The sequence below is a fragment of the Cryobacterium tagatosivorans genome (genome assembly GCF_004402215.1).
Classification (GTDB): Bacteria; Actinomycetota; Actinomycetes; order Actinomycetales; family Microbacteriaceae; genus Cryobacterium; species Cryobacterium tagatosivorans.
The window spans coordinates 15,875-36,543 of the sequence record NZ_SOEZ01000037.1; the positions used below are offsets into that span (position 1 = coordinate 15,875).

Annotated in this window: 21 protein-coding genes and 1 pseudogene; 15 read left to right on the forward strand and 7 right to left on the reverse strand. The window is 63.9% G+C overall.

Features of this window, described 5'->3' with window-relative positions; translation table 11 throughout:
• Positions 1-191: 191 nt before the first annotated feature.
• The 12 genes from E3O23_RS18080 to E3O23_RS07040 all read left to right on the forward strand — a co-directional run bounded on the left by E3O23_RS18080 (position 192) and on the right by E3O23_RS07040 (position 8,790).
• Positions 192-344, forward strand: coding sequence for a hypothetical protein (locus E3O23_RS18080; RefSeq protein ID WP_166790436.1), 153 nt, complete (start codon positions 192-194; stop codon positions 342-344).
• Positions 341-1,690, forward strand: coding sequence for a C1 family peptidase (locus tag E3O23_RS06990; protein WP_198415148.1), 1,350 nt, complete (start codon positions 341-343; stop codon positions 1,688-1,690). Before E3O23_RS18080 ends, E3O23_RS06990 begins: the two co-directional genes overlap by 4 nt.
• An 86-nt stretch (positions 1,691-1,776) precedes the next feature.
• Positions 1,777-2,181 carry a GlcG/HbpS family heme-binding protein gene (locus E3O23_RS06995; protein WP_134489502.1) on the forward strand — a complete coding sequence of 135 codons (405 nt, stop codon included), beginning with the start codon at positions 1,777-1,779 and terminating at the stop codon, positions 2,179-2,181.
• A 211-nt stretch (positions 2,182-2,392) separates the two neighbouring features.
• Positions 2,393-2,680 (forward strand): integrase core domain-containing protein, encoded by a 288-nt coding sequence (locus E3O23_RS18770; RefSeq protein WP_166790437.1) that lies wholly within the window; start codon positions 2,393-2,395, stop codon positions 2,678-2,680.
• A gap of 114 nt (positions 2,681-2,794) precedes the next feature.
• On the forward strand, positions 2,795-3,286 hold the full coding sequence (locus tag E3O23_RS07005; RefSeq protein ID WP_198415149.1) for an MSMEG_3727 family PQQ-associated protein: 492 nt from the start codon (positions 2,795-2,797) through the stop codon (positions 3,284-3,286).
• A gap of 36 nt (positions 3,287-3,322) precedes the next feature.
• Positions 3,323-4,993 (forward strand): PQQ-dependent dehydrogenase, methanol/ethanol family, encoded by a 1,671-nt coding sequence (locus E3O23_RS07010; RefSeq protein ID WP_198415150.1) that lies wholly within the window; start codon positions 3,323-3,325, stop codon positions 4,991-4,993.
• 44 nt (positions 4,994-5,037) lie between these two features.
• Positions 5,038-5,139 (forward strand): pyrroloquinoline quinone precursor peptide PqqA, encoded by a 102-nt coding sequence (gene pqqA, locus E3O23_RS18850; RefSeq protein WP_134489508.1) that lies wholly within the window; start codon positions 5,038-5,040, stop codon positions 5,137-5,139.
• A 74-nt stretch (positions 5,140-5,213) separates the two neighbouring features.
• Positions 5,214-6,107, forward strand: coding sequence for a pyrroloquinoline quinone biosynthesis protein PqqB (gene pqqB / locus E3O23_RS07020; RefSeq protein WP_134489530.1), 894 nt, complete (start codon positions 5,214-5,216; stop codon positions 6,105-6,107).
• A gap of 9 nt (positions 6,108-6,116) precedes the next feature.
• Positions 6,117-6,809: a pyrroloquinoline-quinone synthase PqqC gene (pqqC, locus tag E3O23_RS07025; RefSeq protein ID WP_166790438.1), complete on the forward strand. Its 693-nt coding sequence runs from the start codon at positions 6,117-6,119 to the stop codon at positions 6,807-6,809.
• Positions 6,796-7,074, forward strand: coding sequence for a pyrroloquinoline quinone biosynthesis peptide chaperone PqqD (pqqD, locus tag E3O23_RS07030; RefSeq protein WP_134489512.1), 279 nt, complete (start codon positions 6,796-6,798; stop codon positions 7,072-7,074). The genes pqqC and pqqD overlap by 14 nt, the downstream gene beginning before the upstream one ends.
• Positions 7,067-8,251, forward strand: a complete 1,185-nt coding sequence (pqqE, locus tag E3O23_RS07035) for a pyrroloquinoline quinone biosynthesis protein PqqE (protein ID WP_134489514.1) — start codon at positions 7,067-7,069, stop codon at positions 8,249-8,251. The genes pqqD and pqqE overlap by 8 nt, the downstream gene beginning before the upstream one ends.
• A complete protein-coding gene (locus E3O23_RS07040; RefSeq protein WP_134489516.1) occupies positions 8,248-8,790 on the forward strand; it encodes a manganese efflux pump MntP in 543 nt (180 codons plus the stop codon). Before pqqE ends, E3O23_RS07040 begins: the two co-directional genes overlap by 4 nt.
• 298 nt (positions 8,791-9,088) lie before the next feature.
• On the opposite strand, the gene E3O23_RS07050 is transcribed toward E3O23_RS07040, so the two are convergent.
• Entirely contained in the window at positions 9,089-10,450 is a 1,362-nt protein-coding gene (locus tag E3O23_RS07050) for a DNA-binding protein (RefSeq protein ID WP_198415152.1), read from the reverse strand.
• Between the two features lie 400 nt (positions 10,451-10,850).
• Between E3O23_RS07050 and E3O23_RS07055 the strand changes: the two genes are divergently transcribed.
• Positions 10,851-12,344, forward strand: coding sequence for a glyceraldehyde-3-phosphate dehydrogenase (locus E3O23_RS07055; RefSeq protein ID WP_134489534.1), 1,494 nt, complete (start codon positions 10,851-10,853; stop codon positions 12,342-12,344).
• A gap of 118 nt (positions 12,345-12,462) precedes the next feature.
• The gene (locus E3O23_RS07060) at positions 12,463-13,488 is read left to right on the forward strand and encodes an ATP-dependent 6-phosphofructokinase (RefSeq protein ID WP_134489536.1); all 1,026 of its coding nucleotides are present in this window, start codon (positions 12,463-12,465) and stop codon (positions 13,486-13,488) included.
• 129 nt (positions 13,489-13,617) lie between these two features.
• On the opposite strand, the pseudogene E3O23_RS07065 reads toward E3O23_RS07060, so the two are convergent.
• The 5 genes and pseudogenes from E3O23_RS07065 to tkt form a co-directional block, all read right to left on the reverse strand.
• Positions 13,618-14,271, reverse strand: a pseudogene (locus E3O23_RS07065) (class II fructose-bisphosphate aldolase); the annotation flags it as partial.
• A 47-nt stretch (positions 14,272-14,318) separates the two neighbouring features.
• The gene (locus E3O23_RS07070; RefSeq protein ID WP_134489520.1) at positions 14,319-14,792 is read right to left on the reverse strand and encodes a ribose-5-phosphate isomerase; all 474 of its coding nucleotides are present in this window, start codon (positions 14,790-14,792) and stop codon (positions 14,319-14,321) included.
• Between the two features lie 10 nt (positions 14,793-14,802).
• Complete coding sequence (gene rpe, locus E3O23_RS07075; RefSeq protein WP_134489522.1) at positions 14,803-15,519, reverse strand: ribulose-phosphate 3-epimerase; 717 nt, start codon at positions 15,517-15,519, stop codon at positions 14,803-14,805.
• A gap of 22 nt (positions 15,520-15,541) precedes the next feature.
• Positions 15,542-16,672 carry a transaldolase gene (gene tal / locus E3O23_RS07080; RefSeq protein ID WP_134475613.1) on the reverse strand — a complete coding sequence of 377 codons (1,131 nt, stop codon included), beginning with the start codon at positions 16,670-16,672 and terminating at the stop codon, positions 15,542-15,544.
• Between the two features lie 107 nt (positions 16,673-16,779).
• The gene (gene tkt, locus E3O23_RS07085; RefSeq protein ID WP_420897645.1) at positions 16,780-18,936 is read right to left on the reverse strand and encodes a transketolase; all 2,157 of its coding nucleotides are present in this window, start codon (positions 18,934-18,936) and stop codon (positions 16,780-16,782) included.
• A gap of 186 nt (positions 18,937-19,122) precedes the next feature.
• On the opposite strand from tkt, the gene E3O23_RS07090 reads away from it, so the two are divergent.
• Positions 19,123-20,430, forward strand: coding sequence for a helix-turn-helix transcriptional regulator (locus E3O23_RS07090; RefSeq protein ID WP_174776607.1), 1,308 nt, complete (start codon positions 19,123-19,125; stop codon positions 20,428-20,430).
• On the opposite strand, the gene E3O23_RS18855 is transcribed toward E3O23_RS07090, so the two are convergent.
• Positions 20,363-20,545, reverse strand: coding sequence for a helix-turn-helix domain-containing protein (locus tag E3O23_RS18855; RefSeq protein ID WP_134489542.1), 183 nt, complete (start codon positions 20,543-20,545; stop codon positions 20,363-20,365). The genes E3O23_RS07090 and E3O23_RS18855 overlap by 68 nt on opposite strands.
• Between the last annotated feature and the right edge of the window lie 124 nt (positions 20,546-20,669).

Sequence of the window (20,669 nt, forward strand, 5' to 3'; positions counted from 1 at the left end):
CTTCTTCAGTAATTAGTTCTTCAGAAATCGTCACTGGACATCACTTCCTCATTGAAATCACATACGTGTTTACCGAGCTCCTTGCGCAACGGGCATATTCAGAGTCCGTTCGCTCATCCGAGCCAGTTGAGAGACAACCGTATGCCCACTCGAACCGCGACGACCCGGCACAACCGCCGGACCGTCACACCATGCCGCTCATCCGCCTCAACGTGCCGCTCGTCCTGAAACGTCCCGGTTTTCATGTCCTCAGCGGGCTCTTCGCTCGTCGGGCCGGGCCGTTCATCATCAAGGATGCGGTCACGGTGCCGGCTTTAACGGATGTGGCAAGGTGGACGGCATGACTACTTCAATGGACCTTACCGTCGCGTCCCTGACCACCGGGCAGCTCACGGCCCTGCACGAGTCCTTCTCGGCGGACCCCGTCCTGAAGCAGAGGCAAAATGCCATTGTCCGCATCAGCGTCGATGAGCTCGCCATTGACCACCAGGTGGCAACGTCCCTGTCCACCACCGTTTCAAACCGCATCGACGACTGGAAAGTCACCAATCAAAAGAAGTCCGGCCGCTGCTGGCTCTTCGCGGCCCTGAACCTGCTGCGGGTCGGCGCCAAGCAGACCCTGGGCATGAAGGAGTTCGAGTTTTCCCAGAACTACGCCATGTATTTCGACAAGCTGGAGCGCGCCAACTACTTCCTGGAGTCCATCCTGGAAACCGCTGAACGCGGCGAAGACGACCGCCTGGTGCAGTACCTGCTGCAGACCGTCCTGGGCGACGGCGGCCAGTGGAACATGGCGGTGAACATCTTTCGCAAATACGGGGCCGTGCCAAAGTCGGCCATGCCGGAAACCGAGTCCTCCTCCAACACGGGCCGCATGAACGCTGTCCTGCGCTCCCTCCTGCGCCGCGGGGCGCAGGAGCTGCGCCGGCTCCGCCACGACGGCGACACAGCCGGGCAGGAACAGGCGAAGGCCCGGATCATCGCCGACGTCCACCGGATCCTCGCCCTGCACCTGGGCACCCCGCCGTCCGCCGTCGACTGGGACTACACCGATGATGCGAAGTCCTTCCACCGCGAGGGCATCCTGACGCCGCAACAATTCCTGGCCAAGTACACCACCATCAACCTCGATGACTACGTTTGCCTGGTCGACGACCCCAGGACGGAGCATCCGAAGGGAACCACCCTGACCGTCGAGCACCTGGGCAATGTGGTCGACGCGGAACCGGTGCTCTACCTCAACGTGGACATCGACCTGGCCAAGCGCCTGGCCAAGGACGCCATCCTGGACGGGGAACCGGTCTGGTTCGGGTGCGACGTGGGCCCGCAGATGGTCCGCAAGGACGGCATCTGGGATGCCCGACTGTACGACTACGCAGGTCTCTATGGTGCCGAACTGGCCATGGACAAGGAGGCGCGTGTCCGCTTTGGCGAATCGGCCATGACCCACGCCATGCTCCTGACCGGCGTTGACGTGCTCGACGGCGAAACGCGCCGCTGGCGGGTGGAGAACAGCTGGGGCGACGAAGCCGGCGACCAGGGTTTCTTCACCATGGCGGACAACTGGTTCGACGAGTACGTCTTCGAGGTCGTGGTCAACAAGTTGCGGCTGTCCCCGGAGCTGCGGCAGGCGCTGGACGCCGAACCCACAGTGCTGCCTGCCTGGGACCCCATGGGAGCACTGGCATAGGGACGCCCGGTGCCTGCCCCCGTTACCCGTCCAACCACCCCGCCGCGGAAGACATCCGCGGCCCCCACCGATCGAGGAGAACCATCATGACACTGACACTTGCGGACGCCCGCACCATCATCACCGCCGCCGAGGCCAAGGCCTCGGAGATCGGCCAGCCCATGAACATCGCCGTCGCCGACGCCGGCGGCAACATCATCTCTCACGTCCGGATGGACGGCGCCTGGCTCGGCGGCATCGACATCTCCATCAACAAAGCCTTCACCGCCCGGGCCTTCGACATCCAGACCAAGGATCTGGGCGATAACTCCCAGCCCAACCAGCAGTACTACGGCATCCACGCCAGCAACCACGGCCGGATCGTGATCTTCGCCGGCGGCATCCCACTCACCCGCGACGGCGAAGTGGTCGGCGCCGTCGGCGTCAGCGGCGGCTCCGGCGAACAGGACCAGGCCGTCGCCGAAGCAGGCGCCAAGGCCCCTCTGGCATAACCCACCCTCCGGGGGCTGCCCTGCCCACATCACCGGGACAGGGCAGCACGGGAGCCGCAATCGATACCCCGATCTGGGTCGGTGAACGGTGCCGTGTGACTTCTGGTGCTCTTTGGCGGCGTTCCGTGATCGCTAGGTGCACGATAAGTTTGAAATTCCCCACTCCGGGTCGCTTCCGCACGTCAAAATGAAACGGCCGGTGCGTCCCGGGATGATCCATCACGAAGAACCACCCTTCGCGACGGGCCCGCTGAGGACCCTGGATGACGTCGATGCCCTCACCTTCGACTGGGTCGATTGGTACAACAACAGGCGGCTCCACGGCACCCTCGGGCCCGTCCCGCCCGAGGAATACGGGATCAAACGGCTCGTTCCAAGACGAAGCCGCCAACGAAACGGCGGCATGAAAACCGCGACGGTTCGGGACGAGCGGCACGTTGAAGCGGCTGAGCGGCATGGTGTGACGGTCCGGCGGTTGTGTCTGATCGTCGCCGTTTGAGTGGGCATACGGTTATCCCTCAACTGGCTCGGATGAGCGAGCGGACTCTGAATTTGCTGTTGCGTAAAGAGTTCGGTAATCACGTATGTGATTTCAATGAAGAGGTGATGTCCAGTGACGATTACTGAAGAACTAATTGCTGAAGAAATAATTACTGAAGAACGCTCCGATCTACTGGCCAGGCTCGGCTTGGATGGCCAGAACAAGGCGTCCATGGGTCGAGTGTTGGCGAACGGCTCTATCGCGGAGGCGACCGAGCGTGCTGACGGCACGATGGAGGCGACGATCCGGATCACGGAAGACTCGATCTGCTGGGAACCAGCGATCCTGGTCCTGCCGCATGGCGGTGATCTTGAGCTGACGGTCATCAACGATGACAAGAACACGCACTCCTGCCTGCTGCCGAGTAATGGCGGCCCGAAGTACCTCGGGTTGGTGAACCACGGGAAGGGCCGGGCGACGATCCGTCTGGATGGCCCGGGCTACTACTGGTACAGCTCGCCGGGAGGCAATGACGAGGGCCGCGGTCTGACCGCCGCAATCGTTGTGCGGGGCGAGGTTCCCCCAGAAGCCCGGCTGGATCGCCCCGACCAGCCCCGCCCATAGGAATAGAAAGGGATTGAACCGATGACAATAGAATATGTGGACGCTGGCGAGGCGATCAACCATAGCGCACTGAGCGCCATGCCCGGTATCGCGCCCGCGGTGACGGACAACGTCGATTACGAACGGCTCCTGAAGGCGCGTTCGGAGTCGCAGAACTGGCTCACCTACTACGGTGACTATGACGGGCAGCGGTACAGCCTGCTGGACCAGATCAACACCGAGAACGTGAGCAAGATCGCTCCTGCCTGGATCTTCCAGGCTGGGCAGTCTGGTCACATTGCAGGTGCGTCGACTTACGCATTCGAGACCTGCCCATTGATCGTGGATGGCGTCATGTTCGTCACTGGCTGGGATGGCTGGTTCTGGGCTCTCGACGCGGTGACGGGCAAGGAGCTCTGGCGCTACAAGCATGCGGTGCCCTTCGATGTTTCGCTCTGTTGTGGCAACGTCAACCGAGGTTGCGCGGTGGCCAATGGGAAGGTCTACTTCGTGACCCCGAACGCCCAGTTGGTGGCGTTGGACGCAACCAACGGCGAGAGGGTGTGGCAGAAGACCATCGGCGACGTGCGCTCGGGTGAGAGTGCCTCGCTCGCTCCGACGGTCATCAAGGACATGCTCATCACTGGCAGCGCCGGCGGCGAGTTCGGTGTGCGTGGCCACATCGATTCCTGGGACTTGGAGACCGGCGAGCAGCGCTGGCGCACTTACACCGTGCCCAAGCCTGGCGAACCGGGCTCGGAGACCTGGCCCGCTGACGGGGAGGCCTGGCAGCGCGGTGGTGGGAACCACTGGGTTACTGGGACTTTCGACCCGGAGACAAACCTGTACTACGCGGGCACCGGCAACCCGGCACCGGATTTCGACGGCGGGGTTCGCGAGGGAGACAACCTCTATACCGACAGCGTTGTCGCGCTGGACGTCGACACAGGTGAGATCAAGTGGCACTACCAGTTCACTCCGCACGACCTGTGGGACTACGACTCCACGATGGAGATGACCCTGTTCGAGCGCGATGGCAAGAAGTTGCTGGGTCACTTCGACAAGAACGGCTACTTCTTCGTGCTGGACCGCACCAACGGTGAGCTGCAGCACGTCACTCCCTTCGTTGACCGGATCGACTGGGGTGTCATCACCCGAGATGGGAAGGTGACTCCACGGAAGTACCCGGACAAGGAGGGCGAACCGGTCCATTTCTACCCCGGCCCGGCCGGTGCGAAGGAGTGGACGCACGCGGCGTACAGCCCGAAAACCGAGCTGTTCTACGTGCCAGTGGCCGACGTGGGCGCTACCGCGACCCGGCGGCGTCGGGAGTTCAAGGAGAGCATGCCGTATTGGGGCGCTGCTGTTGTGGTGGACATCGACGACATGGCCGGGTCGGTCAGCGCGTTCGACACCCATGGTGAGGAGAAGTGGCGCTGGCGCATCGATTACCCCATGGCCGCGTCCGTGCTTGCTACAGCAGGCGACCTGGTGTTCGCGGGCACCCCGACCGGTGAGTTCGTCGCACTGGACGCCCGAACCGGTGAGCAGTTATGGGAGTTCCAGTGTGGTAGCGGCCACCACGGCAGCTGCTCGACCTACAGCGTCGACGGCAAGCAGTATGTCGTCGTCCCAGTTGGTTGGGGTGGATGGCTCGAAGGCATCATTCCCGGAATGCTCGGCGCGGGCCACGGCAGCGCGTTGATCGCCTTCGCCCTGCCCGGCTGATTCCTATCCAAGTACCCATCCAGAGATCGAAAGGAAAAAAGAAAATGATCGTTGACAACAATCTGCAGAAGTGGGAATCGCCCACGCTCGCGGAAATCCGCGTATCCGCTGAGGTAACCGCTTACGCGGACACCCTGGGCATGTAATCGAACCCGGTGGGGTGCTGGGCCAACCTGGCCCGGCACCCCACCGGATTCACAGCGAAAAGGGTGTGATGGTGATGTGGGCACGCGTACTGGGATCGGCAGCCGGCGGAGGGTTCCCGCAGTGGAACTGCGCATGCCCTCAGTGCCGCGCGGCACGGAGCGGCTCGCGACCCTGCGTCCCACGCTCTCAGTCGTCCATCGCGGTGAGCGCTGACCGGCAGCAGTGGTTCCTGCTCAACGCCTCACCGGACATCCAGTCACACATAGAGTCTTTCCCCGCCCTTCATGCCGACGACGGCCAAGTTGCTCGGCTGCAGGCCGTTCTACTCACCGACGCCGAGCTCGACCACACGCTCGGCCTGCTCCTGATGCGGGAGGGTCGCGGACTCGAGGTTCACGCGACGGAGTCGGTGTACGAGACCCTCACCACCGGAACCGGGATACTGCGGACGCTCGAAGCGTACTGTCCGGTCACGTGGCGGCCGGTGGTCCCCGGCACCGAGGTGGTGCTCGGCGACGGGCTGTCGTATTGCGCTTTCGACGTCCCCACCAAGAAGCGGATGCGCTTCACCGGGGCTGCGGCGAAAGGTCGGGTCGTGGGCTACCGCGTCACCGACACCACCAGCCGTCGTAGCTTGGTCTATCTCCCGTGCGTGCAGCAGCTTACGCCCGACATTCTCGAAGAGTTGGCGGACTGCTCCACCTTGCTGGTCGATGGCACCTGCTGGCGTGATGACGAGATGCCCAGCCTCGGCCTGGCTAGCAAGACCTCGCGCGACATGGGACATGTACCGATCGATGGGCCGGGCGGCAGCCTGGAGCTGCTGTCGCCGCTACCCATCGATCGCAAGATCTACATCCATATCAACAACACCAATCCGATTTTGCTCGACGATTCGCCGGAAAGACTGCATCTCGACCGGCATGACATGGAAGTCGCCGTGGACGGGCTTGAACTACAGATCTAAGGAGCAATGATGACGGCACTACTCACACCCGATGAACTTGAGGAGACGCTCCGCGCGCACGCCAAGCAGTACCACAGCGAGCATCCCTTCCATCGTCGGATGAACGAAGGACAGTCAAGCCCCGAGGAGATCCGGGGGTGGGTGGCCAATCGCTTCTACTACCAGGTGAACATTCCCCGGAAGGATGGGGCGATCCTCAGCAGCTGCCCAGACCGTGAGGTACGGCGCCGCTGGGTCCAGCGCATCATTGACCACGACGGCACCACGGAGAGAACCGGCGGGATCGAGTCGTGGCTGCGTCTCAGCGAGTCCGTTGGCTTGACCCGTGAAGAGGTCGAGGATTCACGGCACCTGCTCCCCGGTGTGCGATTCGCCGTCGATGCCTACGTCACCTTCACGCGCAGCCGGCCATGGGTGGAGGCGGTGGCATCCTCGCTGACCGAGTTGTTCGCACCCAACCTGATGGCAGAGCGGCTCGCGGCATTCGAACGCTACTACACCTGGATCGACCCAGAGGGTCTCTCCTACTTCCGGGCGCGCATTACCCAGGCGCCCCGCGACTCAGAGCACGGTCTTGAGATCGTGCGGAAGCACTGCGTCACCCCAGAAACGCAGGCAGCCGCGGTGGCGGCGCTGTCTTTCAAGTGCGACGTGCTGTGGAGCATGCTCGATGCGATTGACCAGCCTTATGCAAATCACTGACGAGGACGCCCGGCCGCGGTTGGCGCCGCACGTGCGGCTGGCCTTCAATGCCGCGCGCGGGGAATACGCGCTGCTCTCACCGGAGACGGTTTGGGTCATCAACGCCACCGGCGCCGCGATCGTGGAGCTGTGCGACGCCCAGCGGACTGTCGCAGAGATCAGTGCCGAACTGCGCGGCCGATACGACCAGGTCGCCGAAAACGACGTCCGAAGCTTCGTGGCCCTTCTCGTCACCAAGCACGGTATGGAGGTACACCATGGATAAGCCCTACGGGCTGCTCGCTGAGCTCACATACGCCTGCCCACTGCAATGCGCCTACTGCTCCAATCCGCTCGAGCTCGACGCCTATCGTGACGAGCTGAGTACCGAGGAGTGGCAACGAGTATTTACCGAAGCCGCCGAACTGGGTGTGCTTCAGCTGCACCTCTCGGGCGGCGAGCCGCTGCAGCGCCACGACATCGTCGACTTGGTGCAGTGCGCCACCGACCTGGGCCTGTATACCAACCTGATCACTAGCGGGCTCGGCTTATCCACCCGTCGCGCCGAGCAACTCCGCGAAGCAGGCCTCGACCACGTCCAGCTCAGCATTCAGGCCGATGAGCGCGACCTGTCCGACAAGATCGCCGGCACTATCTCGTTCGAGCGCAAGCAGGTGGCCGCGCGGCTCGTCAAGCAGCTGGGCTGGCCACTCACCCTCAACGTTGTGCTGCACCGGGAGAACATCGACCGGATCGGCGGCATCCTCGATATGGCGGTGGCGATGGAGGCCGACCGCATAGAGCTGGCAAACACGCAGTATGCAGGCTGGGCAGGGCACAACCGCGACGAGTTGCTGCCGAGCAGGGACCAGCTGGAGCGCGCGGAGGCGGTGGTACGGGAGGCTCGAGAGCGGCTCGGGGACAAGATGGAGATCATCTACGTCATCCCCGACTACTACAGCAAGTACCCTAAGCCCTGCATGGACGGCTGGGCCAGTCGCCAGTTCACCGTGGTTCCCAACGGCGAGGCTCTGCCATGCCCGGCCGCGCATGAGTTGGCCCGCGCCCTTGACATACCCCCTGCCAACGTGCGCGAGCACCCTCTGGAGTGGATCTGGGAGGAGGCACCACTGTTTCAGCAGTACCGCGGCGACGCGTGGATGCCGGACCCGTGCCGCAGCTGTGATCGCAAGGAGATCGACTTCGGCGGCTGTCGCTGTCAGGCCTTTGCACTCACCGGCGACGCCGCCCGGACTGACCCGGTCTGTCACCTCTCTCCCGACCACGGTCTGGTCGAAGCGGCGGTGGAGGCAGCAAACGACCCGATGCGGCCGCAGGACGGCTCGCTGACTCCCCGCTCGAAGGTGATCCGCACGAAAAAACGGGCGACCGCGGCGACGCAGGAAAGGATGGCGAGAACGCCCGTCCCGCTGTCCCCCACCGTGTTGAAGGGCAAAGCATGATCGCGCTGATAGCACTCGGATTCGTCCTCAGCATGGACAACTTTCGGACATCGATCGTGCTCGGTGGACTCAAACCGACCTGGCGCCAGTCCATGAAGACGTCCCTGATCTTCGGCGTGTGGGATGGCCTGGCACCGCTCGTCGGGATGCTGATTGGTGCGTTCTTGAGCACCAAGATCTCCGACACGGCCGAGATAATCGGGGCGGCCGGCCTTGCCGGATACGGCGTGTGGCTCATCGTTAAAGCGATCCGGTCACCCGAGCGGGTGGACCCTGACATGAAGATGGCCAGGCGGTGGCTGCCCGTGCCGTTGAGCCTCGACAACGTGGCCGGGGGCGCGGCCCTCGGCCTCGCAGGCTTCACGCCATGGCTTGCGCCCCTCCTGTTCGCGTTCACCACCGTCGTGATGTCGTTCGCCGGACACCAGATCGGCCGCACGATCGCCCACTTCGTTCCCCGCATCCGTACGGATCTGTTGACCGGGATCGCGGTCCTGCTGATGGCTGGCCTGATGGCCACGGGCGTGGGTGACTTCTGATGGCGGACATCGACGTGCGCGACCGGGGAGACGACAGTGCGCGGCCAATGTGCTACCAGTGCCTGCAGCCCTACACGGCGGTGGATGCCGACCGGCACACAGAGCCAGTCAACTGCGATGATTGTCCCCGCTGCAAGTTGATGCCCGCTTGCTACACGTGTCGGAACATGTACTGCGCCTGCGAAGTGCACCAAGGCTGAAGGCTCAGCGCGGCGAATCGTCGCCAACGAGCCACTCGATCCTCACAGCCGTCCGGCACCTGCTCGCCGAAGGCGAGTGCTACCGCGACCCCCAAACCTCAGATGCTCAGCGCACGACGTACCGCGCTAACGTTCCGCCGGGACACCGGCACCTTAGTGTTCTCGGCATTGTCCATGACCAGAACCAGTTCGCCCTTTTCTCGACGTTCGACCTCCCGAATACGGCTAAGGTTGACGAGATATTGACGGTGTACTCGCAGGAAACTTCCGGTGTCGGCCAGTTCGTTGTCGAGTTTGTCCAGGCCAGATAAGGCAGCCCGTAGCCTGCCTTCATCCGTGAGCAGCCACACGTCGCTGCCGTCCGATTCGGCCACTGTGACCTCTGACATCCCCAGCAGCACCATGCGGTTCTCCTCGCGGAGGGCAACTATTCGACGGGATTGTCCCAGCAAGACCCCGCCGGATTCTGCCAGCGGGAACTGCTCGCCAGCGAAGCCACCAAAGGAGATCAGGTGTCCGATCAAATTGCAGTGAAGGAAGACGGGGCGAATTCCGATCGATGCTGGTTCGTCAGCGAGAGGGATGAGGATCTGCGTCGAGCCGGTCCATCCCGGGTCTGAGCTCGCGCGCTTGGTGGCATAGCGGGCGGCGTGGATGAATGACGGGAGCTGCGGAGTCCAGCGCACCGCGGGGTTGACCGCGGGGGTGTTGCCGGGTACGCCGAGGATGACGCTCGCCGCGTCGTCGGCGATCACTACCCCGCCTGCCGTGTCGACGGCGACGAGTGGCTCGTTCGGCCGTCCCCCGGCGTGGGAGAAGGCGGCGAGCAGCTCGCTGCCACTGTCGTGGGCGCGCTTGCGCAAACTGTTCTGGGCGTGGGTGGCAGCGTTTTCCAGCCATTTCTGCGCGGATAGTGGCAGGTCACTGCGCCAACACGAGATGTTCAGGACGGCGAGCGGCTCCCCGCCCACCACGTTCCGCACCGCGACGCCCCCGCAAGACCAATCGTGGAAGGCCTGGCACCAGTGTTCCGATTGCCTGATCAGAACCGCGTGCTTGGTTTCGAGCGCGGTGCCCATGCTGTTCGTGCCCACCGCGCCCTCGGACCAGCAGAACCATGGCGCGAGGCCGCCCTCGGTGGCGATCGAACGGGTGTTCTTGTCGCCCCAGGCGGCCAGGATCCTGCCGCTGGCGTCGGCGACGGTCACAACGCCTCCGGCGTTGGCCACCTCGTTCGCCATGGCGGCAGCACGAAAACCCAGCTCCGCGAAGACGACATCCTGGTCGAGGGAGTGCGGGACCTGTGAGACCGCATTAGGTGCCTCGGACAGAAACGGGTCGATGTGGTACTGATCCCGGGATCGCTGCCAGGAGATCGCCACTTCTGGCCGCACGCCGTAGACATCGTCCTCTCCCTCAACGAATCGTTCCCACGCGCCGTAGACCTCGGTCGTGGTCAAGTCGCGGGATATCGGCTGGGTTCGCTGGTCAACTGGAATGGTGCACTGCCTTAGGGCTACTCATCAAATCGCACGGTCTACCACGATAGCCAAAACACCAGCTTCGGGCGGGCATCGCCGGTGCAGACTGCTGCCCAGCTCGATGCATGAGCCGGGCGGCGCAGTGAGTGCTCCCGCGGTGCATCCACCGAACGCGATTCGCTCGAGTACTACATTCGCTGGAGTACTGAAAGACCATATGTTGTGGCAACGCTATTGGCAAGTGGACATGATTCCCTTGGGGGTGCTGAACCGTCCCTGCCCACCCAAACGGGTGGTTTAAACCATCCCGAATCAGCGTTTCCCCCACCCGCAAATGACAGGAGGATGGAGGCCAGGCCCATTTTGGAAAGGCAGTCCGATGCGACAAACCTCAGATTCTTGTCTTGACACGTGGATGGGCCGGGAGGCCCTCGCCGAGTCCATGATTCCGGTGATTGGCCGGCTGTACCGCGAAAACAACGTCGTGACCAGCATTCATGGCCGGAGTTTGATCAACAAGTCCACCATGAACATCCTCAAGGCGCACCGCTTTGCGCGCCGGATCAGCAAGGACGAACTGCTCCTGGAGGAGACTTCCCCGTTGTTGAACACTTTGGCGCAGCTGCAGCTCGGCTCGGCCGCGATCGACATCGCGCGCCTGAACCAGAAATTCAAGGAGGAGGGCAACGGTGCCACCTTGGAGGAATTCCTTCGTGTCGAACTCGACGGGATCGTGGGCAAGCACGGCGGCGACGACCGTACCAGCACCGACGTCGTGCTCTACGGCTTCGGCCGGATCGGCCGGCTGCTGGCCCGCCTCCTCATTGAAGGGGCCGGTGGTGGCCATGGCCTGCGCCTGCGCGCCATTGTGGTCCGCCGCGGGTCTGACAACGACCTTTCCAAGCGTGCCAGCCTGCTGCGCCGTGACTCGGTTCACGGTTCCTTCGCGGGCACAATCCGGATCAACGAGGAGGCCAACACCATCACGGCCAACGGGGTCCAGGTGCAGGTCATCTACTCGGACAACCCTGCCACCATCGACTACACCGCCTACGGCATCACCAATGCCCTGGTGGTAGACAACACCGGCCACTGGCGTGACGCTGAAGGACTGTCCCAGCACCTGCAGAGCAAGGGTGTTGCACGGGTACTGCTGACCGCTCCGGGCGAGGGTTTGCTGAAGAACATCGTCCACGGCATCAACCACGGCACCATCAAGGATTCGGACCAGATCGTGTCCGCGGCGTCCTGCACCACGAACGCCATCACTCCGGTGCTGAAGGCCATTAATGACCGGTTCGGCGTGATCCACGGCCACGTGGAAACTGTCCACTCGTTCACCAATGACCAGAACTTGATCGACAACTTCCACAAGGGTGCCCGGCGCGGCCGCTCCGCCGCGCTGAACATGGTGATTACCGAAACCGGGGCCGCCAAGGCAGTGGCCAAGGCGCTGCCCGAACTGCTTGGCAAGCTCACGGGCAGCGCCATCCGTGTCCCCACCCCGGACGTTTCCCTGGCCATCCTGAACCTCAGCCTCGAAAACGGAACTACCAAGGACGAGGTGAACAACCACCTTCGTGAGATGTCGCTACACTCGGACCTGCGCGAGCAGATCGACTACATTGACTCACCCGAGGTGGTCTCCACCGACTTCGTCGGTTCCCGTCGTACCGGCATCGTGGACGGCCTCGCCACCGTTTCCACGGACAAGAACCTCATCCTCTACGTCTGGTACGACAACGAGTTCGGTTACAGCTGCCAGGTGGTCCGCGTCATGAAAGAGATGGCTGGCGTGAACCGGCCGTTCTTCCCCGCGACGGATGTCGTGCGGGAGGCCATGTCGGTGCTTGCCGCCGTGGGGTCGACCTAGCATCCGTCCTCCACCCCACCATGTCGGCATGATCAGCCAAGCACGATCCGCCGGTCAAGGTGAGCTCAGCGTGATGCTCTGCCTATACGCCGCCCTCTCCCAGGATTTGAGCCGAAACATGAAAATTGGAATTCTCACCAGTGGTGGCGACTGCCCCGGATTGAACGCGGTCATCCGCGGCGCCGTACTTAAAGGCATTGCCATCCACGGCCACGAGTTCGTGGGGTTCCTTGACGGCTGGCGCGGTGTGGTCGGGGGTGACATCATCGGCATCCCCCGGACCTTGGTCCGGGGGATCGCTAAGGAGGGCGGCACCATTCTTGGCACCTCGCGCACCAATCCCTTTGAAAACGGCGGCGGCCCTGATGTCATCAGAGACCACATGGAGCGGCTGGGCATCGACGCCATCATTGCGATCGGTGGTGAGGGAACCCTCGCCGCGGCCAAGCGCCTCACGGACGCAGGGCTGAAAATCGTGGGTGTTCCCAAGACTGTGGACAACGACCTTGAGGCGACGGACTACAGCTTCGGTTTTGACACCGCCGTGCAGATCGCCACGGAAGCCATCGACCGGCTGCGCACGACCGCAGAATCGCACCACCGGTGCATGATCGCAGAAGTAATGGGCCGGCACGTGGGCTGGATCGCGCTGCACGCAGGCATGGCGGCCGGTGCCCACGCCATCCTCATCCCGGAGCAGAAGGTCAGCATCGACCGGATCACCCAGTGGGTGAAGGAGGCCCACACCCGCGGTCGCGCACCGCTGGTAGTGGTGGCCGAAGGGTTTGTTCCGGAGCACATGGAAACTCCGCACTCCGAGCGCGGCCTGGACACCTTTGGCCGTCCGCGCTTGGGCGGCATTGCGGACCAGCTGGCCCCGGAGCTGGAAGCCCGGACCGGCATCGAAACCCGCGCCACCATCCTGGGTCACATCCAGCGCGGCGGCGTGCCGTCGGCCCTCGACCGGGTCCTGGCCACCCGCCTGGGCATGGCTGCCGTCGACTCGGTGGTGGGGGGCTTGTGGGGCACCATGGTGGCGCTGAATGGAACGGGCATCGAACACGTGGGCTTCCAGGAGGCCCTGGCCCAGCTGAAGGTTGTTCCCCAGAAGCGTTACGACGAAGCCGCGGTCCTGTTCGGCTGAGCTTCCTGCACGGCCCATAGCAGCGAGGACGCGGGATCGAGGAGGTTCCTGCGGAATCCGTCAGGCTTTTACTTGAACGTCTTGCCGGCGGAGCCGAGCTGCTGCGCGGCTTCCACCACGAGGGCGGCCAAACGGGGTCGCCTTGCCCAGCTTGGCACCGACCTGCTCCTGGACGTCCTTGAGGATCTCCGGGCGCAGCTTGACGTTGCCCGGCTTGTACACGCCGTGCACATTGCCAAACGTCAGGGCCGTGATGTAGCGGCCGTTCTCACGGAGCCCAGCGCCTCAACCGTGGCCAGTCCGTCGGCAACCGTGGAGTAGAGCTTGTCCTTGATGGCGTTCTCCACGCCGTTCTCCTCGCCGCCGACGGCGCCGATCTCAACTTCAAGAATGATATGGGCGGCCGCGGTGCGGGCCAGCAGCTGGCGTCCCATGCGCAGGTTCTCCTCGAGCGTCTCGGCGGAGCCGTCCCACATGTGGGAGTTGAAGATCGGGTCGCGGCCCGCCTTCACCTCTGCCTCGGACGCCGCCAGCAGCGGGAGCACAAAGTCGTCCAGCTTGTCCTTGGGGCAGTGGTCCGTTTGCAGCGCCACGTTGATGGGGTAACTCTTGGCAACTTCACGGGCGAACGCGGCGAAGCCCAACGACCCATGTCCTTCACTCCGGCGCCGGACCAGTAGGCGGCGCCGCCAGTGGAACCTGGATGATGCCGTCGGATCCGGCATCGGCGAAGCCCTGAAGGGCTGCGTTGAGCGTCTGCGAGGACGTGACGTTGACCGCCGGGTTCCTCTTCGGCGAACCCGCGCCGAACCACGCGGTGACGCGTCAAGTTACTCGGCAACCTCGCCCGTGGCCTCGTACGTGGCGATCTTGCCGATGCGGCGCTCGTGGCGCTCGGCATTGCTGAAGGGCTCAGCCAGGAATGCCTCGATCGGGTCGGTGGCCTCCTCGACGGTGTGCTGGCGACCGCCCACGGCCACCACGTTGGCGTCGTTGTGTTCGCGGGCCAGTCTTGCCGTGTCGAGGTTCCAGGCCAGGGCCGCGCGCACGCCTATGACCTTGTTCGCGGAGATCTGCTCGCCGTTGCCCGAGCCGCCCAGCACTATGCCGAGGGCGTCCACGCCCGCGGCCTGGTCGGCCACGACGGCGGACGCGGCCTTGATGCAGAATTCTGGGTAGTCGTCCTCGGCGTCGTGAGCCGTGGGGCCGTGGTCCACCATCTCGTAGCCCTTGGCGGTTAGGGCGGTGATGAGGTGGGAGCTGAGCTCCATGCCGGCGTGGTCGGTTGCGATGTGAACGCGCATGAGTGGTCCTTCAGGCTTGGGGTGGAGTGTTGTTGGGGTGCAGTGTTGTTGTCGCGAAGGCAAGCTGGCCCTTGGCGCGCAGTGACTCGATGGCGTCCGCAGGCGAAGGCCTGCCGTACACGGCCGATCCGGCTACAAAGACGTTGGCACCAGCCTCCGCGGCCCGGGTGATGGTTTCCTCCGTGATGCCGCCGTCGACTTGGATGGCCACGTCCACCCCGGAACCCTCGACTGCCGCGCGGGCACGGCGGATCTTGGGCAGCACAATATCCAGGAACGACTGCCCACCAAAACCGGGCTCCACCGTCATGATCAGCAGCATGTCCAGCTCCGGGAGCATGTCCAGGTACGGTTCCACCGGGGTGGCCGGGCGCAGTGCCATGCCGGCCTTGGTCCCCCTGGCCCGCAGTTCGCGGGCGAGTTTGATGGGGGCGTCGGACGCCTCGACGTGAAAGGTCACCGAGTCCACCCGGGCGTCGGCATAGGACGGCGCCCAGAGGTCGACATCGGCAATCATCAGGTGGACGTCCAACGGCACTGGGCTGACCTTTTGCATCCGTTCCACCACCGGCAAGCCGATGGTGAGGTTCGGTACGAAGCGGTTGTCCATGACGTCCACGTGGACGGCATCGGCGTCGGCGATGCGGGCCAATTCGGTTTCGAGGTTGACGAAGTCGGCGGAGAGGATGCTGGGGTTGATGCAGCACTTCAAGGGTGAAATGGACATGGTGTCTGCCTTTCGGTAGCGGTCAGAGGGTTAGGATGCTTTCCCGGGCGGTGGCAAGGGCGCCTTCGACGTCGGCCAGGAGCTCCTTCCAGCTGGCGACGAACTTGTCCAGTCCTTGGGATTCCAGGAGGGCGACGACCTCGTTGTAGGAGATGCCGAGGCCTTCGAGGGCGTTGAGCACGCCGTTTGCTTCCTCGTAGGTGCCGGTGATGGTGTCACCGGTGACAACGCCGTGGTCGAAGGTGGCGTCGAGGGTCTTTTCCGGCATGGTGTTCACGACGCCGGCAGCAGCCAGTCCGGTGACGTAGAGGGTGTCGGGGTAGGCGGGGTCTTTGACGCCGGTGGAGGCCCACAGGGGGCGCTGGGGGAGTGCGCCGGCTTCGGCCAGGACTGCCCAGCGCTCGGTGGAGAAGAGCTCTTCGTAGACCTGGTAGGCGAGGCTGGCATTGGCAACGCCTGCCTTGCCCTTGAGTGCCCTGGCTTCGTCGGTGCCGATGGCGTCGAGGCGCTTGTCGATCTCGGTGTCCACTCGGGAGACAAAGAACGATGCCACCGAGTGGATCCTGGAGAGGTCATGACCGTTTTCCTTTGCCAGTTTCAGGCCCGCTTGGAAGGCGTTGATGACTGCGCGGTAGCGCTCCAGCGAGAAGATCAGGGTGACGTTGACGCTGATGCCTTCGGCCAGGGTTGCCGTGATGGCCGCGAGGCCTTCGAGCGTTGCCGGGATCTTGATGTGGACGTTATCCTTATCGACCTTCTTGTAGAGCTGCTTGGCCTCAGCGATCGTGCCTTCGGTATCCCAAGCGAGGCGGGGGTCGACCTCGATGGAGACACGGCCGTCGACGCCCTTGGTGGCGGCGGCAACCGGGGCAAAGAGGTCGCACGCGTCGGCGACATCGGCGGTGGTGATCTCGAAGATCGTCTCATCGAGGCTGGCCCCCTGGGCCGCAAGTTCGGCGATCTTTGCGTCATAGTCCGTGCCGGAGGTGATCGCGGCCTGGAAAATGGACGGGTTGGTGGTGACGCCGACGACGTTCTTTTCGTCGATGAGTTTCTGCAGGCTGCCGCTGGAGAGCCGTTCGCGGGAGAGATCGTCCAACCAGATGGACACGCCGGCGTCGGAAAGCTGTGCGGTGGGAGTTGCGTTGGTCATGGCTCGTGCTTCTTTCTTCAAAAGTAGTGGACGGTTGACGGCTTTCGGCCGCTCCGCAGGACGCCCATGGGGCGGCCAGCGGCGCCGGCCGCAGTGCAGTTGAACGGTTAGTGGCCTGCAGCAACGAGGGAGTCCTTGGCTGCGGCGACGACTGCCTCTACCGTGATGCCGAACTCCTGGAACAGGCGCTGGTAGTCTGCCGAGGCGCCGAAGTGCTCAAGGCTAATTGAACGGCCGGCGTCGCCGACGAATTCCTTCCAGCCCAGAGCCAGGCCGGCCTCAACGGAGACGCGGGCCTTGACGGCGACAGGGAGCACGGACTCACGGTAAGCGGCGTCCTGCTTGTTGAACCACTCGACGCACGGCATGGACACCACGCGGGCGGCGATGCCTTCGGCGGCCAGTGCTTCGCGGGCTTCAACGGCGAGCTGGACCTCGGAACCGGTCGCGATCAAGATGACCTGAGCGGTGGCGACGTAGCCGGTAGCGACGGCTTCAGCCAGCACGTACCCACCCTTGGCCACGCCGTCGGCGGAACCAAATTCAGCGGCGGTGGCCACGCCGGTGCCCCGGGCATAGGTGGGAATGTTCTGACGGGTGAGCACAATGCCGGCAGGGTTGTCCGTGGTTTCCAGGATCTTCTTCCAGGAAGCGGTAACCTCGTTGGCATCGCCGGGGCGGACCACGTCCAGTCCCGGGATGGCGCGCAGGGTAGCGAGCTGCTCCACGGGCTGGTGGGTGGGGCCGTCCTCACCCAGGCCGATGGAGTCGTGCGACCACACATAGATGGACGGGACGCCCATCAGTGCGCTCAGGCGGATGGCTGGGCGCTGGTAGTCGCTGAAAATCAGGAAGGTGCCCGAGAAGGCCCGGGTTGGACCGCCCAGGTGAATGCCGTTGACGATGGATGCGGCCGCGTGTTCGCGGATACCAAAGTGCAGTACCCGGCCGTGCGGGCCGCCGGACCACGTGTCGGTCTGCTTGGACGCTGGCACAAACGACCCATATCCCTCGATGGTCGTGTTGTTGGAGCCGGCGAGGTCGCAGGAGCCGCCCCAGAGTTCGGGAAGCACGCCGCCGATGCCGTTGAGCACCTTGCCGGACGCTGCGCGGGTGGAGAGGTCTTTGCCGGGTTCAAAGGCAGGAAGGTTCGTTTCCCAGCCGGCCGGAAGCTCGTTCTTTTCCATGCGCTCGAGCAAGGCGGCGTTTTTCGGGTTGACGGACTTCCAGGCGTTGAAGTCGGTGGTCCATTCCGCACGGGCTTCCGCTCCGCGGTCAATGACTTTGCGGGCGTGGGCCAGGATTGCCGGGTCGACGTCGAAGCTCTTCTCCGGGTCGAATCCGAGTTCGGTCTTCACCGCCGCCACTTCGGCGGTACCCAGGGCGGAGCCGTGGATGGCGCCCGTGTTCTGCTTCTTCGGCGAGGGGTAGCCGATGATGGTGCGCAGCGAGATGATCGAGGGCTTGGAAGTCTCGGCCTTCGCAGCCAGCAGGGCGGAGTAGAGCTCCTGTACGTCTTCGACGTATTCGCCCGTCTCGGTCCAGTCCACGCGCTGGGTGTGCCAGCCATAGGACTCGTAGCGCTTGAGAACGTCTTCAGTGAAGGCGATGTCGGTGTCGTCCTCGATGGAGATGTGGTTCTCGTCATAGACCACGACGAGGTTGCCCAGTTCCTGATGCCCGGCCAGGGAGGAAGCCTCGGCCGTGACGCCTTCCTGCATGTCGCCGTCGGAAGCAATGACCCAGATGGTGTGGTCGAACGGGCTGGTGCCGGGGCCGGCGGCGGGGTCCATGAGCCCGCGCATCCGGCGCTGCGAGTAAGCGAAGCCCACCGACGAGGCCAGACCCTGGCCTAGGGGGCCAGTGGTGATTTCCACACCCTTAGTGTGTTTGAATTCCGGGTGTCCGGGCGTCAGCGAGCCCCAGGTGCGCAAGGCTTCCAGGTCGCCGAGCTCCAGGCCGCAGCCGGACAGGAACAACTGGATGTACAGGGTCAGCGAGCTGTGCCCGGGGGACAGGATGAAACGGTCCCGGCCTATCCAGTCGGTGTTCTTCGGGTCGTGGCGCATGAGCTTCTGGAAGAGAAGATAGGCGGCCGGGGCAAGACTCATGGCGGTGCCGGGGTGACCGTTGCCAACCTTTTCGACGGCGTCCGCGGCCAAGACCCGGATTGTGTCCACGGCGCGCTGGTCCTCGGACGTCCAGGTCAATGTTGCTGACTCAGGATTAGACACTGAACCTGTCGTGCCGGACAAGGTACCCACCGCATGTGCTGTCGGATTCACGATTTATCCCCTTTGATTCGGTCATCGGCCTGGAGCGGCCGAACGGATGCTTTCTGCTTGATATCCACGATCTCGAAACAAACAGGCAGGGGTAACACTGTTTTCTGACGGTTCTGCCTACACTTTAGGATGGGGTGGGGGTTTTTGACCCGGTAAACTGTGCACATGAGCGCACCCACCGACCAGCCCCTGCAGGAAATCAGCGTGCCTCTTCCGGACCTGCCGTGGCCACTTTTGCAGGCCGTGACAGAGTTAGCCGACGCCCCCTTGACCCAGATAGCAGAGCGACTACGCAATGCCACACGTCCCTACCTGGGAAGTAGCTCGCTGATCATCTTCACCGAAGACTGCACAGGGCGGCCGCAGAAGAAGGCGGGCGAGGAAGACATCATTTCCCGGGTCTCCATCGTCGAGCTCGACACGCTTCGCGCTGCCCTTTCGGATGAGACACCCTGGGTCGGGGAAGCCGAGATCGCAGGCCGGCCCCGCCCCGTACTCGCCCTGAAACACGCACCCAGCCAGGCACTCCTCGTCCTCACGGACCCTCACCCGAACGATCCAGGGCACAACGCCGGGCTGGACTTGGTGACGTACCTGTGGCGCATCGCAGCCCGGCGGATCCATGAGAAAGTGGCCGATGCGCCGCCGTCGTACCTGCTGGAATCGCGGGCGGCCTCGGCTGAACGCATCCGCGTGACGGCGGAACTGACCGATCTGCACTCCACAACCCTGGAGACCCTCCTGGCAGCCCTGCACTCATCCTTGTTGGACGATGCAGCAGCCCGCTCAACCGTCACTGACCTTACCGCCAAGGCCTTGGTAACGCTCCGCACCCTTAGCGACCGCACGAATGACCTGGTGACAGAGCCCGTCGCCACAGCCTTCGAACGCCTTCGGGAGGACCTGCGACCGCTCACACGCTTCAGCGGCATTGAGGTCGAGTTCATCGAACCACCGCTAAATGGAAGGGACCTGCCCGGCGAAGTTGCCCACGCGGCACGGGCCATCGTCCGCGGACTTCTGCTGGCCATTATGGAACAACCCGACGTCAGTAGGGTCCGGACGCAGTGGGACTGCGACGGCGAAAACCTGCTCATCAACGTACGAGACAACGGCCGCGGTACACTCGCCGCCGACGCACCGAGCATCGTCCGCCTGGACCGCCGGGTCCAGGCGCTCACCGGACACCTGCAGATCGACGTCATGCCGGGCTGGGGTGCAGACGTCTTCGTAACACTCCCCCTGGATCCCCCTGCCCGGCCGGCCGGGGATGTCGCCGGATGGAACCTTGCTCCCCGGGAACTCGAAGTGCTCCAGCACCTTGCCGCCGGAGAACGCAACCGCACCATCGCTTCAACACTGGGCATCAGCGAGAATACGGTCAAGTTCCATGTGCGGAACCTGTTCAAGAAGCTCGATGTTGGCTCCCGCACCGAGGCCATCGCCCTGGCGCACAGCACCGGACTCCGATGACGATGTAACGACCCCAGTGCACCGGGTAGCGGCACACCCATTTGGAAATAGTGGCGCGGGAGACGTGGAGGCGTTCGGCGACGCGGGCCTGCGTCCAGTCGCCCGTGCTGACCAGTTCGACGAGTGTGCGGCGTCCTTCCGGGGGGTGCCCCTATGTTTTTGTCAAGCGGCGAGTGGGTGCTCGGCTTGATAGAGCGTGCCGTCGCGGAGCATGGCGTAGATGACGTCGCAACGGCGGC